This is a genomic window from Mycobacterium sp. IDUB_28 (genome assembly GCF_055419285.1).
The window spans coordinates 212,089-226,071 of the sequence record NZ_JBVAXK010000009.1; the positions used below are offsets into that span (position 1 = coordinate 212,089).

Consider the following 13,983-nt stretch of genomic DNA (forward strand, 5'->3'; position numbering starts at 1 on the left):
CCGATCGTTGCACCCGAAACCAGATGGAAGGATGGCGGGGTGACAGTAGAGGCCATCCGCTCGGGTATCGATCTGAGCTACGTCGACCCAGCCGCCCGACCGCAGGACGACCTTTTCGGTCATGTGAACGGCCGCTGGCTGACCGAGTACGACATTCCCGCCGACCGCGCCACCGACGGCGCCTTCCGCACCCTGTTCGACCGCGCCGAGGAGCAGGTGCGCGACCTGATCGTGGAGGCGAGCCGCAGCCAGGCCGCGCACGGGACCGACGAGCAGCGCATCGGCGACCTCTACGCCAGCTTCCTCGACGAGGAGACCGTGCAGCGCCGGGGGCTGCAACCGTTGCACGACGAACTGCAGGTCATCGACAGCGCCGCCGATCGTGCTGCGCTGGCCGCAGCGGTCGGGGCCCTGCAGCGCACCGGGGTGGGCGGCGGTGTCGGGTTCTACGTGGACACCGACTCCAAGAACTCCACCCGCTACCTGGTGCACTTCAGCCAGTCCGGGATCGGCCTGCCCGACGAGTCCTACTACCGCGACGAGCAGCACGCCGCCGTGCTCGCGGCCTACCCGGGCCACATCGCGACGATGTTCGGGCTGGTCTTTGGCGGCCCCGCCGACGAGCACGCCGACACCGCGGCCCGCATCGTGGCGCTGGAGCGCAAACTCGCCGCCGCGCACTGGGATGTGGTCAAGCGCCGCGACGCCGACCTCACCTACAACCTGCGCAGTTTCGCCGACCTGCAGACCGAGGGCGGCGGCTTCGACTGGGCCGGATGGACGGCCGGGCTGGGCACCACGCCGGAACGTGTCGCGGAAGTCGTTGTCCGGCAACCGGATTACCTCACCACCTTCGCCGAGCTGTGGAGCAGTGCGGACTTCGAGGACTGGAAGAGCTGGGCGCGCTGGCGGTTGATTCGTGCCCGATCCCCGTGGCTGACCAGTGAATTGGTGGCCGCGGACTTCGATTTCTACGGCCGCCGGCTCACCGGCACCGAGCAGATCCGGGACCGCTGGAAGCGGGCGGTTTCGCTGGTGGAGACCCTGATGGGCGACGCCGTCGGGAAACTGTATGTGCAGCAACACTTTCCGCCGGGCGCCAAGGACCGCATCGACGCGCTGGTGGAAAATCTGCAGGAGGCCTACCGGATCAGCATCAGCGACCTGGACTGGATGACGCCGCAGACCCGCGAGCGTGCGCTGACCAAGCTGGCCAAGTTCACCGCCAAGGTCGGCTATCCGGTCAGCTGGCGGGATTACTCGGCGCTGGTGATCCGCCGCGACGACCTGTACGGCAACTACCAGCGCGGCTACGCCGTCAACCACGATCGGGAACTGGCCAAGCTGGGTGGCCCGGTGGACCGGGACGAATGGTTCATGACACCGCAGACCGTCAACGCCTACTACAACCCCGGGATGAACGAAATCGTCTTTCCCGCCGCCATTCTGCAGCCGCCGTTCTTCGACGCCGACGCCGACGACGCCGCCAACTACGGTGGCATCGGTGCGGTGATCGGCCACGAGATCGGGCACGGTTTCGACGACCAGGGCGCCAAGTACGACGGTGACGGCAACCTGGTGGACTGGTGGACCGACGACGACCGCACCGAGTTCGGCGCCCGCACCAAGGCCCTGATCGAGCAGTACGAGGCGTATGTCCCGCGCGACCTGGACGGTGGGCACCACGTCAACGGCGCATTCACCGTCGGCGAGAACATCGGCGACCTCGGCGGACTGTCGATCGCGCTGCTGGCGTATCAGTTGTCGCTGAACGGCCGGCCGGCGCCGGTGATCGACGGTCTCACCGGCGTGCAGCGCGTCTTCTTCGGCTGGGCTCAGGTGTGGCGCACCAAATCCCGTGCCGCCGAAGCGATCCGGCGCCTGGCGGTGGACCCGCACTCGCCGCCGGAGTTTCGCTGCAACGGTGTGATCCGCAACGTGGATGCGTTCTACGAGGCGTTCGACGTGTCCGAGGAGGACGAACTGTTCCTCGACCCGGGCAGCCGCGTCCGCATCTGGAACTAGGCGCACCCCCGGCTCGCACCAAACCATAAGGTGACTCACTAGTAACTTTTCAGTACCTTAAGTATGGTTTAACCTGAGTTGTCGTGGTCAACAGACACTGAAAACCACGACACGGGGGTACACGTGATCGAATCTCGGGACGACTTGACGTTCTACCTGGCGGCGGACCTCAAGGCCCAGGGGCTGGAACGCTGGCGGCTGCGGTACCGGCTGACGCAGCGCCCGACACATTTCCAGCGGCTGCTGCGCAAATCGGAATACTGGACCAACACCGCGCGCACGCCGGTAGGACGCCTCATCGCCGGTTATTTCCAGCTACGGACCAAGCTGCTCGGCGAGCGACTCGGCTTCGTCGTCTCGCGCAACGTCTTCGGCCCGGGGTTGTCGATCGCCCACGTGGGCCCGCTGCACGTGCACTACCGGGCGAAGATCGGCGCCAATTGCCGTATCCACCAAGGGGTTTCAATCGGAGAGGGGCTCCCCGGCCAGTATCCCGTCATCGGCGACGACGTGTTCATCTCTCCTGGCGCCATCATCCTCGGCGTCGACGTCGGCAATCGCGCGAGCATTCGTGCCGGAGCGGTGGTGACCAAGCCGGTTCCCGACGATGTCGAGGTCGCCGGCGTGCCCGCCCGGATCATCTACGACCGGCGCCAACCCGCCGTACCGTCGCTGCTCAGCCGTTCGGCTTCGTAACCGCCGGGGCTACAACTGCCAGTCGTTGGAGCCGTCATTCTTCGGCACGCCGACGGAGTTCTTGACGATGATCGGGTCTCCGCTGCCGAAGTTGTCGAAGAACCACTTGGCGTTGGACGGGCTCAGATTGATGCAGCCGTGGCTGACGTCCCGCTTGCCCTGATCGCCCACCGACCACGGTGCGCTGTGTACGAAGTTGCCGCTGTTGTCGAACCGGACGGCGTCGGACACGGTCACCTTGTAGCCGTTGGCCGAGTTGACCGGGACCCCGTAGGTCGAGGAGTCCATCACCACGGTCGGCATCTTCTCCAGCACGTAATAGGTGCCGTTGGCGGTCTGATGACCGCCGGAGGCCATACCCATCGACATCGGGAACGTCTGGACGACGGTCCCGTTGCGGGTGATCGTCATCTGGTGCGTGGCGTCGTCGGCGGTGGCGATCAGCGAGTCGCCGGTACGGAAGCTCGACTTGGTGCCGGCCGCATCGATGTTCACCGCGGTGTTGGGCGGCCAGAACGCCAGCGGCCGCCAGCGCACCTGCGACGGGGTCAGCCAGTAGAACTTGCCCGGCACCGGCGGGACCGACGAGATGTGGATGGCGCGCTCGGCCATCGCCTGGTCGGCGATCGGTACCTGGAAGTTGATGATGATCGGTTTTGCCACGCCCACCATCGCGCCGTTCACCGGATTGAAGGCCGGCGGCCGGAACGGCGGTTCGCCGATGAACGGGGTGTTGTCCTGACCGGCCGGCGCGGGTCCGCTGGCCACCGGCGCCGCGCCCGGGATGCCCGGAATCGGTGCCAGCGGGTCGGGCAGCGGCGGCAGGGCTATCGGATCCGGCAGCACGGGGTCACCCGGCGCGACCACGACGGGGCCGGGGTCGCCGGGCGGCTCGTCCGGGTCAGCCACTGCCGGACCGGCACCCAGCGCCAGCACTGCGACCACCCCGAAAACGTTCAGAGCGGCAGCGACAAAGGCCCAGAGACGTCCCCTCGAAAAGTCTCTCGTCCTGCGCGACATATCGATCCCTCCGGTCAAATTCTCCGACCCAGTGTGGCACAGCAGCACCACCGGTTAGCCAATCGGCGAGCTCCGGCCAACCGTTACCAACCCCAGTTCAGGCCGCTGACCTGCGGTGTTAATCGTCCTGTGAAATTGCCGTCCCGGCCCCCTGGGCAGGGTCCGCCGGCAGCGCTTCGATCACCCGCCCGAGCGCCGACATCGCCAGCAACGCCAGGCCCATCAGGATCGCCGACGCGGTCAGCATCATCGCCACACTGCGCTCCAACAGCAGCCCGCCGGCCAGCGAGCCTGCCATGATGCCCACCTGAAACGCCGTCACATACAGACTGGAGGCACCGTCGGGGTCGTCCGCCCCGGCGCGCATAGCGGCGGCCTGCAGCATCGGCGACACCGCGGTGGCCATCGCCCCCCACAGCACGATCGCGGCGGTCCCCACGATCAGCGCCGTGCGGGCGGAGTCGTGCCAGCGGTAGGCCAGCACACTCAACAACACCAGGGCAGTCGTCAGCCCGGCGATGCAGATGATGACGGCACCGCGGGGGCGGCGGTCCAGCGGCCGGCCCACCAACGCGACCGCGAGCACCCCGGCGATGCCGTAGGCGGCCAACAGCCAGGCCTGGTTGGGGCCCCGGACCCCGACGACCTCCGCGAGAATCCGCACGATGTAGGTGTAGGAGACGAAGTGGCCGGTGACCCCGATCATGGTGATCAGGCTGACGATGACCAACGCCCGGTTGCGGTGGTGGCGCGAGCGGCGGCCCACGAACTGCAGCTGGTCTTGCGTCAACGTCATTTCCGGCAGCACCACTCGCGCGGCCACGGTGATGACGGCGGCGACCACCGTGATGCACTCGGCTGCCACCCGCCAACCCCACATCAGGCTCAGCGCAGCGGTGAGTGGACTCCCGATCACCAGCGCCAGGCTGGTGCCGATGTAGGTCGACATGGTGGCCCGCCCGGCATGGCTGGGCGGTACCAGCCGGGTGGCGATCGGGGCGATCACCGACCACAGCAGCCCGTGGGTGACCGCGCACAACACCCGCCCGGCGGCCAGCACCGCGAAACTGGGTGCCACCGCCGAGATGAGCTGCGAGACGGTCAGACAGGCCAGGCTGAGCAGCAGCGTCGAGCGGCGCGGCCAGTGCGCCGTCCAGCGCACCAGCGGAACTGTCATCACCGCTGCCACCAGCGCATACCAGGAGACCAGCGCCCCGACCCAGAAGACGCTCACGTGCAGGTCCCGCGAGATGGCGGACAGGGCACCCACCGGCAGCAGTTCGGCGGTGACATAGATGAAGGCCGCCGCGGCCAATACCGACAGTTGAACCGCGATCCGTGGTGTCCACGTTCGGGCGGCACTGGCGGCTTGAGCAGTCATGGTGTGAAGTGCAAAACCGCCGGGGCAGCTACGGTAGCTGGCCGGCGCGGTTTCGCACCTTTACCGTACGCAACGCAGCACTCAGGACCGAACCAGGCGCGCGATGGCTGCGGACGCTTCGGCCAGCTTGTCGTCGACATCGGGGCCGCCCTCGGTCACCGCCCGGGTGACGCAGTGATTGAGATGCTCGTCGAGCAATCCCAGCGCCACCGACCGCAGGGCACTGTTGACGGCGCTGATCTGGGTCAGCACGTCGATGCAGTACTTGTCCTCTTCGATCATGCGCGCAATGCCGCGCACCTGGCCCTCGATGCGCCGCAACCGTTTGCCGTAGTTGTCCTTCTGCTGCGCGTATCCGTGCGGTGCGCTCATCTACTCTCCCGACGAACTGGTCACTATATACCCCGCTAGGGTATCAGACCGGAGCGGTCATTGATTTTGGCGCGATGGCCCCGCACCGCATACTTGCAGGATGGCCCCAGTTCCCGAGCAAGCCCCTGGTCAAGTCGACATCAAGCCCCGCAGCCGCGACGTCACCGACGGTCTGGAGAAGGCCGCCGCCCGCGGCATGCTGCGCGCGGTGGGCATGGTGGACGAGGACTTCGCCAAGGCGCAGATCGGGGTCGCCTCGTCCTGGAACGAGATCACGCCGTGCAACCTGTCGCTGGACCGACTGGCCAAGGCGGTCAAGGAGGGCGTTTTCCAGGCGGGCGGCTACCCGCTGGAGTTCGGCACCATCTCGGTGTCCGACGGCATCTCGATGGGTCACGAAGGCATGCACTTCTCCCTGGTGTCGCGCGAGGTGATCGCGGACAGCGTCGAGACCGTCATGCAGGCCGAGCGCCTGGACGGCTCGGTGCTGCTGGCCGGCTGCGACAAGTCGCTCCCGGGCATGCTGATGGCCGCCGCGCGGCTGGACCTGGCCTCGGTGTTCCTCTACGCCGGTTCGATCCTGCCGGGGGTGGCCAAGCTGTCCGACGGCAGCGAGCGCGAAGTCACCATCATCGACGCCTTCGAGGCCGTCGGCGCCTGCTCGCGCGGATTGATGAGCCGCGCCGACGTCGACGCCATCGAACGCGCCATCTGCCCCGGCGAGGGTGCCTGCGGCGGCATGTACACCGCCAACACCATGGCCAGCGCGGCCGAGGCACTGGGCATGTCGCTGCCGGGCAGCGCGGCACCCCCGGCGACCGACCGCCGCCGCGACGGGTTCGCCCGCCGCAGCGGCCAGGCGGTCGTCGAATTGTTGCGGCACGGCATCACCGCGCGCGACATCCTGACCAGGGAGGCCTTCGAGAACGCGATCGCGGTGGTGATGGCGTTCGGCGGGTCGACCAACGCGGTGCTGCACCTGCTGGCCATCGCGCACGAGGCGGAAGTCGAGTTGTCGTTGGACGACTTCAGCCGGATCGGCTCCAAGGTGCCGCACCTGGCCGACGTCAAGCCGTTCGGCCGGCACGTGATGTCGCATGTGGACCACATCGGCGGGGTGCCGGTGGTGATGAAAGCGCTGCTGGACGCCGGCCTGCTGCACGGGGGCTGCCTGACGGTGACCGGCAAGACCGTCGCCGAGAACCTGGCCGACATCGCCCCACCCGACCCGGACGGCAAGGTGCTGCGCGCGCTGGACAACCCGATCCACCCCAGTGGCGGCATCACCATCCTGCACGGGTCGCTGGCGCCGGAGGGTGCGGTGGTCAAGTCGGCCGGCTTCGATTCTGACGTATTCGAAGGCACCGCAAGGGTTTTCGACGGCGAGCGGGCGGCCCTCGATGCGCTCGAGGACGGCACCATCACCACGGGCGACGCAGTGGTGATCCGCTACGAAGGGCCCAAGGGCGGTCCCGGGATGCGCGAAATGCTCGCCATCACCGGCGCCATCAAAGGCGCCGGGCTCGGTAAGGACGTGCTGTTGCTGACCGACGGCAGGTTCTCCGGCGGGACGACGGGCCTGTGCGTGGGCCACATCGCACCCGAAGCGGTGGACGCGGGTCCCGTCGCGTTCCTGCGCGACGGCGATCGGATCCGCCTCGACGTGGCCAGCCACACGCTGGACGTGCTGGTCGATCCCGACGAGTTCGCGGCCCGCCGGGCGGGGTTCACGCCCCCGGCGCCGCGCTACCGGACCGGGGTGCTGGCCAAGTACGTCAAGCTGGTCAATTCGGCCGCAACCGGCGCGGTCTGCGGCTAGCACCGGCGGCCGGTTGAATTCCCGCTATTTTGGCCGCAACCGGCAATCTCCGACGCTAACATCGGGCGCGTCCAGCGATGCTGTGTCGTCAGCAGCGCGTTACCCCAGCGAGGTGCCCGTTGACGTACGCACTGGTTTCACCCCAGCTCCTCACCTCGGTGGCAGCCGAATTGGAGGGCCTCGGCGCCCTGCTCGCCAGTGGCAACGCGACCGCTGCGGCGACCACGACCGCCGTGGCCAGCGCGGCGGCCGACGAGGTGTCCGAGGCCGTCGCGGCGCTGTTCTCCCAGCACGCGGTGGGCTACCAAGAGCTGGCCCGGCAGATGGGCGCGTTCCATGATCAGTTCACCGCCACCCTGTACGCCACCTCGAACGCGTACCTGTCCGCCGAAAACGCCAACAGAGGACTGCTCGGCCTGATCAACGCCCCCACCAACGCGGTGCTGGGTCGCCCGTTGATCGGTAACGGCGCCGACGGGATGACTGTCAACGGCGTGGGCACCGCCGGCGGTCCCGGCGGCATCATCTACGGCAGCGGCGGCAACGGCGGGAACAGCACGAATGTGGGCGCCGTCGGCGGTGCCGGCGGGTCGGCAGGCCTGCTCGGCAATGGGGGCTTCGGCGGGCTCGGCGGACCGGGCGGCACCGGCGGCGCCGGTGGCAATGGCGGCTCGCTGGGCGGCAACGGCGGGGCCGGTGGCATGGGCGGGACGGGTGTCGCGGGCCTGGCCGGCGCCGTCGGCGGTGCGGGCGGCAACGGGGGCGCCGGCGGCAATGCCGGCATGCAGGGTCACGCCGGGGCCGGCGGTGCCGGTGGCGACGGCGGCCAAGGCGGCGCGGGCGCGACCGGGCAGCAGGGTGGCGCGGGCGGGGCCGCGGGTGCCGGTGGGAACGGCGGCACCGCCGGACACTTCGGCCACAACGGCGCCGGTGGTGATGGCGGCATCGGGGGCACCGGCGGCAAGGGGGGTACCGGCCTCACCGGCCAGCAGGGCGCAGCCGGCGGTGCCGGCGGCCTGGGCGGTGACGGCGGCAATGCCGGATCGGGCGCAGCGAACGGTGACGGCGGGCGCGGCGGTGACGGCGGAATGGGTGGCTCCGGTGGACAGGGTGCGGCAGACACCGGCAGCGGCGCCACCGTCGGCGGCAAAGGCGGCGACGGTGGCAATGCCGCCGCAGGTGGAGCCGCCGGAACCGGTGGCAGCGGCGGGACGGTAGGCGTCTACGGCACGGGCGGGCAGGGTGGCACCGGCGGACAGGGTGGGGCCGGCCTCAGCGCGGCTGCCGGTTCGGGCGGTACGGGTACCAACGGCGCGGCCGGCGGGTGGGGTGGAACCGGCGGCAACAGTGGCGCCGGTGGCACCAACGGCAGCGGTGGCACCGGTGGCGTCGGCGGCGACGGCGGCGACGGCGGCAGCGGCGCGGCCGACACCGGCAGCGGCCCCGGAGCCGGCGGCAACGGTGGTGACGGCGGGACCGGTGGCCAGAACGGCCTGGCCGGCAAGGGCGGCACCGGCGGCAGCGTGGGGACCGGCGGCGTGGGCGGTGTAGGTGGCGCCGGCGGCGGTGGTGCCGCGGGGGCGGACGGCACCGGCCGCGCGGGCGGCGAAGGCGGCATGGGTGGTGACGGCGGCCGGGGTGGCGGCGCCACCCTCGGCGGGGTCAACGGCGACGGTGGCCGCGGCGGTGTCGGCGGTGACGGTGGCAAAGGCGGCTCCGGAACCGCCGACACCGGCTCCGGCGGCGGTCAGGGCGGGTACGGCGGTGACGCCGGCCAGGGTGGCAGCGGCGGCTGGAGCGGTGGAGGCCCCGGCAGCAGCGCCAACGCCGGAATCGGAGGGGACGGCGGAGTCGGTGGGGACGGCGGCGTCGGCGGCGACGCGATCGCCGGGTCCAGCAATTACGGCGGCTACGGCGGTGACGGCGGGTACGGCGGTGACGGCGGATACGGCGGCAACAGCGAACACACCACGGGCGGTAAGGGCGGCAACGGCGGCAACGGCGGAAACGCCGCGGCCGGCGGTACCTCCGGGGACGGCAGCCAGATGGCCTGGGGCTCCGGTGGCACCGGCGGTGAGGGCGGTCAGGGCGGCTTCGGTGGCGCCGGCAAGATCAATCAACCCGGCGGTACCGGCGGTGAGGGTGGCAACGGTGGCGACGGCGGCAACAGTGGCACCGGTGGCACGGCCGGCACTGGTGGCGTCGGAGGCACCGGCGGTGGCGGCGGCTATGGCGGACCCGGCGATTACCAGCAGAACGGCTCGGCGGGTGGCGCCGGCGGCACCGGTGGCACCGGCGGTGACCCGGGCACCGGTGGTACCGCGGCGCTGGGCGGAAACGGCGGCACCGGTGGCGTCGGCGGCGGTGGCGGTTACGGCGGTACGGGTAAGGAATCCGTCGGCGCCCAGGGCGGCATGGGCGGCACCGGGGGCACCGGCGGCAACCCGGGTGCCGGTGCCCTCGGCGGGAACGGTGGTGACGGCGGCATCGGAGGTCAGGGCGGCTACGGAGATACCGGTGACTCGACGGATGGTTGGGCGGGTGGTGTCGGCGGCACCGGTGGCACCGGCGGCACGCCGGGACCGGGTGGTGCCGCTGCCGGTAACGGGGGTCAGGGCGGCCTCGGAGGTGTGGGCGGCTACGGCGGCAGCGGCGGCAGCGACCAAACCGGATTCGCCGGTGGTGCCGGTGGCCTGGGCGGTTCCGGCGGCGAGGGCGGTGCCGCGCCCGTCGGCGCCGCCAACGGCAACGGCGGCAGCGGCGGTCAGGGCGGCCGGGGCGGTGTCGGTGGCTACGGCGGTTACAACGACGGCAGCGACTCGGGTAAGACCGGCGGTGTCGGCGGCCAGGGCGGCGACGGCGGTGGTTTCGGGCAACCCGGCTCGGGTGCGGGCACCGCGGGCCAACAGGGTGGTGGAGGCGCCGGCGGGCTGGGCGGCACCGGCGGCATCGGCGGGCCGGGGTACTTCAACGCCGATGCCGGCCAGGGCGGTCCGGGCGGTCACGGCGGCGCCGGGGCGACCGGCGGAGCGGGCCAGGCGGGCGGCAAGGGTGGACCGGGCGGCACCGGCGGACTCGGTGGTGGCGCAACCGGCAATGGCGATGGCGGCGTAGGCGGTCTCGGCGGCAATGGTGGCGACGGCGGCGACGGCGGCGACGGAGTCGTGAACGGCCAGGGCGGCGGCAACGGCGGTGGCGGCGGCGTGGGTGGCAGCGGCGGCGCGGGCGGGCATTCCGCCGGCACCGGCAATGGCGGCAATGGCGGCCCCGGCGGGCTGGGCGGCGACGGTGGCGACGGCGGCACCGGGGACGGTGCGGCAGGCGGTCTCGGCGGCGGGGGCGGCATCGGCGGCTACGGCGGCGTCGGCACCGACCCGGGTGGTCTCGGCGGCGCGAGCGGCCTCGGCGGCGCTAGCGGCCAGAACGGCTGATCCGCGAAGTTCGCCTCACCGGGGCAGTCAACGTCCTTTACCGGATACCCCTATGGGGTATACACTGACGAGGCGGAGGTTCCCCCTCCGTTTATGTCCCGAAGATGAGGTGATATCGAATGACAACTCACGAAGCTGGAACCGAGCTGACCTGCGGCCACGAGGGTTGCGGTTGTCGCGTTCGCGTCGAGGTCCCGTGCCACTGCTCCGGGGCCACCGAGCCGTATCGCTGCACGTGCGGCGAAGCGCTGGTGCCGGTGCAGTAGTCACCACTTCCGGGCGTGCGTTCGGGTCGCCCCTGCGCACCCGAACGTGCGCCCGGTCAACGTGTAGGGCGCCGAGCGTCCTCACAGGTGCGTCAAAACGCCGGTGTGAGCGGCATTCTGCGGACGCTCGGCGAACGACCGGAGAATCGAACGGCTAGATCCGGCGGCCTTCGCGGCGCAGCAGATCCTGGGCCGACAATCCGCCCCCGCCGCCGCGGCGACGCTGGCGCCCGTCCACCGCATCGTCGTCCTGGATGCCGCGGGCGTTGAGCTTCTCGGTGGCCGTCTCGGCGTCGGCGTCGGGCCGCTGTGCGGGTATGGCAGCGGTCTTGTCCGAGTCCTCCGGCGCGTCGGGCCGGCTACCCGCGATGGGCATCTTGTTGGTCGCACCGGTCGACGGGGTCGGCGGTTTCGGCGCGGCATTCTTCGGCGCCGCGTTCTTGGGTGCCGGCCCCCGGGGGGTCGGGGCGGGGCCGTTCCGCGTGTTCTGCGGCTGGCCTGCGGTCTGCCCGGACCGGACCGGGACCTGCGGACTGCTCGTGGAGGCCGGCCCGTCGGACGTCAGCTCCGGACGCGCGGGCCGGGGCAACGGCGCCGGATGGGTGGGGTCGTGCGGGGCCCGCGGCGTCGCAGCCACCAGGCCGGCCGTCACCGGCGGCCGTGGGCCGCGACCGGCGTTAGGGGGTCGCTTGCGCTCGTCGGGCAGCTGGATCTCACCCAAACCGATGCGGGTCTGCAGGCGGCGCATCCAGCGCGGCGCCCACCAGCAGTCGTCGCCGAGCAGCTTCATCACCGAGGGCACCAGGAACATCCGGACCACGGTCGCGTCCAACAACAACGCCGCCATCAACCCGAACGCCAGGTACTTCATCATCACCAGGTCGGAGAACACGAACGACCCGGCCACCACGGCGAGAACCAACGCGGCCGCGGTGATCAACCGCCCGGTGGTGGCAGTGCCGATCCGGATCGACTCCTGGGTGGACATGCCGTTCTCCCGGGCCTCGACCATGCGGGAGACCAGGAACACCTCATAGTCGGTGGCCAGGCCGTAACCGACAGCGACCACCAGCGCGATGATCACCACCATCAGCGGGGTGGGCGTGAAATTGAGCAGACCGGCGCCGTGCCCGTCGATGAAGATCCAGGTCAGGATGCCCATGGTGGAACCGAGCGTCAGCACGCTCATCACCGCGGCCTTGATCGGCAGCACCACCGAACCGAACGCCAGGAACATCAACAGCATGGTGGTGGTGATCAGCACGATCACCATCAGCGGCGCCCGGTCCACCAGGCTGTGGATCGAATCCTGCTCCAGCGCGGGTGTGCCGCCGACGTAGATGTCGATGCCCTTGGGTGGGGTGATCGACCGCAGCTCGCCCAGCTTCCGGGCCGAATCGGCCGGATTGGTCAGGGCGTTCTGCAGCACCCGCACCGACGGGTCCTTGGTGCCGCCCGGCGCCTGCGGGCGTTCCTGCCACATGTTGGCCGGGTTGTTGTCCTGCTCGATGAAACCGCTGATCGACATGGCCTTGGCGCGGATGTCGGCGACCTGCTGGTCGGTGACCGGCTGATGGTTCTCCGACTGGATCACCAACGTCAGCGGGTTGGTGCGGTAGCCGGGGAAGAGTTGGTCGAAGTGCTCCTGGGCCTGGCGCGCCGCATTATTCGGCGGCAGGTACTTCTCGCTCATGCCGCCCAGTGACATATTGCCCAGCGGGATGATCAGCAGGATCATCCCGACCACGATCGGGATGGCGAAGGCCAGCGGGCGTTTCATCACGAAGTTCGTCAGCTTGCCCCAGAAGCCGGCCTCGACCTCCTCACGCGTCTTGGTCTTCTGCAGCCGGTCGGCCAGCCAGTTCAGGTAGGCCCGCGACACCTTCCAGTTGCGCAGGAACGGCACCCGGAACGCGGTCCGCACCCCCAGGGCGTCGACGTGCTTGCCCAGCACGCCCAGGCAGGCCGGCAGCAGCGTGATGGACAGGATCGCGGCCAGGGTGACCGCCGTGATCAGGGCATAGGTCAGCGACTTCACGAAGCCCTGCGGCAACAACAGCAGGCTGGCGCCTGAGGCGGCGATGAGCACCGCCGAGAACACCACTGTCCGCCCGGCCGTCATCACGGTGCGGCGCACCGCGGTCTCGGTGTCGTAGCCCTCGGCGATCTCCTCGCGGAAGCGGCTCACCACGAACAGCCCGTAGTCCACTGCGATACCCAGACCGATCAGCGAGACCACCGGTTGGGCGAAGAAGTGCACCGGCCCGAACATCGCGATCAACCGCAGGATGCCCAGCGAGCCGGCGATGCTCAGACCGCCGACCATCACCGGCAGGCACGCCGCGACGGCGCCACCGAACACCAGGAACAACACCACCGCGACCAGGGGTAGCGCCAGCACTTCCATGCGCCGCTGGTCGGTGGCGATGGTGCCGGTCAGGGCGCTGGCGATCGGTTGCAGGCCGGCCAACTGGACGGTGCCGCCGTCGAGTTTCTGCAGCGCGGGTTCGATGGTCTTGTAATTGGTCAGGATGGTGTCGTCGTCGTCGCCGTTCAGCGGGATCGACACGAAGGTGTAGTGCTTGTCGTCGGTGGCCATGCCCTTGATGACCGGGCTGGTGTTGTCCGGAGAGCGCAGATACCCGGCCCAGCCGAACACCTCTTTGGGATGGTCGGCGACGAACTTGTTCAGCTCGTCGGTGATCTTCTTCGACCAGGCCGGGTCGTTGACCGTCTTGCCGTCCGGAGCCTTGAAGATCGCGACGATGTGTCCGGTCCGGTCGCGGCCGTAGACCTTGTCACCAAGGATCGACGCCTTGACCGACTGGCTGCCGTCGTCGTAGAAACCACTCTGCGTGACGTGCTTGCCGAGGCTGAGCCCGAAAATGCCGCCGCCCAGGCACAACGCGACCGTGACCCCGATTACGATGTAGCGCAATCGGTACACAGTTCGACCCCACCAGGCGAACACTT

General features: G+C 70.0%; 9 protein-coding genes. 5 read left to right on the plus strand and 4 right to left on the minus strand.

Annotated features, from left to right (window positions below; all coding sequences use genetic code 11):
* Positions 1–39: 39 nt before the first annotated feature.
* Positions 40–2,025: a M13 family metallopeptidase gene (locus ACZYZ9_RS19870; protein ID WP_463827980.1), complete on the plus strand. Its 1,986-nt coding sequence runs from the start codon at positions 40–42 to the stop codon at positions 2,023–2,025.
* A 123-nt stretch (positions 2,026–2,148) separates the two neighbouring features.
* Entirely contained in the window at positions 2,149–2,721 is a 573-nt protein-coding gene (locus ACZYZ9_RS19875) for a serine acetyltransferase (protein ID WP_463827981.1), read from the plus strand.
* 9 nt (positions 2,722–2,730) lie between these two features.
* On the opposite strand, the gene ACZYZ9_RS19880 is transcribed toward ACZYZ9_RS19875, so the two are convergent.
* The 3 genes from ACZYZ9_RS19880 to ricR form a co-directional block, all read right to left on the minus strand.
* Positions 2,731–3,741, minus strand: coding sequence for a L,D-transpeptidase (locus ACZYZ9_RS19880; RefSeq protein WP_463827982.1), 1,011 nt, complete (start codon positions 3,739–3,741; stop codon positions 2,731–2,733).
* Between the two features lie 118 nt (positions 3,742–3,859).
* Positions 3,860–5,122: an MFS transporter gene (locus ACZYZ9_RS19885; RefSeq protein WP_463827983.1), complete on the minus strand. Its 1,263-nt coding sequence runs from the start codon at positions 5,120–5,122 to the stop codon at positions 3,860–3,862.
* A gap of 81 nt (positions 5,123–5,203) precedes the next feature.
* Positions 5,204–5,494, minus strand: a complete 291-nt coding sequence (gene ricR, locus ACZYZ9_RS19890) for a copper-sensing transcriptional repressor RicR (RefSeq protein ID WP_463827984.1) — start codon at positions 5,492–5,494, stop codon at positions 5,204–5,206.
* A 100-nt stretch (positions 5,495–5,594) separates the two neighbouring features.
* Here ricR and ilvD point away from each other — a divergent pair, with 100 nt between their 5' ends.
* From ilvD to mymT, 3 genes are all read left to right on the plus strand, one after another.
* Positions 5,595–7,313: a dihydroxy-acid dehydratase gene (gene ilvD, locus ACZYZ9_RS19895; protein ID WP_463827985.1), complete on the plus strand. Its 1,719-nt coding sequence runs from the start codon at positions 5,595–5,597 to the stop codon at positions 7,311–7,313.
* Between the two features lie 119 nt (positions 7,314–7,432).
* On the plus strand, positions 7,433–10,744 hold the full coding sequence (locus tag ACZYZ9_RS19900; protein ID WP_463827986.1) for a PE family protein: 3,312 nt from the start codon (positions 7,433–7,435) through the stop codon (positions 10,742–10,744).
* Positions 10,745–10,863: 119 nt separating this feature from the next.
* Positions 10,864–11,010, plus strand: coding sequence for a copper-binding metallothionein MymT (gene mymT, locus ACZYZ9_RS19905; RefSeq protein WP_246398338.1), 147 nt, complete (start codon positions 10,864–10,866; stop codon positions 11,008–11,010).
* A 154-nt stretch (positions 11,011–11,164) separates the two neighbouring features.
* Here mymT and mmpL3 read toward each other — a convergent pair whose 3' ends face one another.
* The gene (gene mmpL3 / locus ACZYZ9_RS19910; protein ID WP_463827987.1) at positions 11,165–13,981 is read right to left on the minus strand and encodes a trehalose monomycolate exporter MmpL3; all 2,817 of its coding nucleotides are present in this window, start codon (positions 13,979–13,981) and stop codon (positions 11,165–11,167) included.
* Positions 13,982–13,983: the final 2 nt, after the last annotated feature.

Bases quoted from the DNA above. Each gene is read 5' to 3' on its own strand.
- ACZYZ9_RS19880 (WP_463827982.1), bottom strand. From the start codon at position 3,741: ATGTCGCGCAGGACGAGAGACTTTTCGAGGGGACGTCTCTGGGCCTTT.
- ACZYZ9_RS19885 (WP_463827983.1), bottom strand. From the start codon at position 5,122: ATGACTGCTCAAGCCGCCAGTGCCGCCCGAACGTGGACACCACGGATC.
- ricR (WP_463827984.1), bottom strand. From the start codon at position 5,494: ATGAGCGCACCGCACGGATACGCGCAGCAGAAGGACAACTACGGCAAA.
- ilvD (WP_463827985.1), top strand. From the start codon at position 5,595: ATGGCCCCAGTTCCCGAGCAAGCCCCTGGTCAAGTCGACATCAAGCCC.
- mymT (WP_246398338.1), top strand. From the start codon at position 10,864: ATGACAACTCACGAAGCTGGAACCGAGCTGACCTGCGGCCACGAGGGT.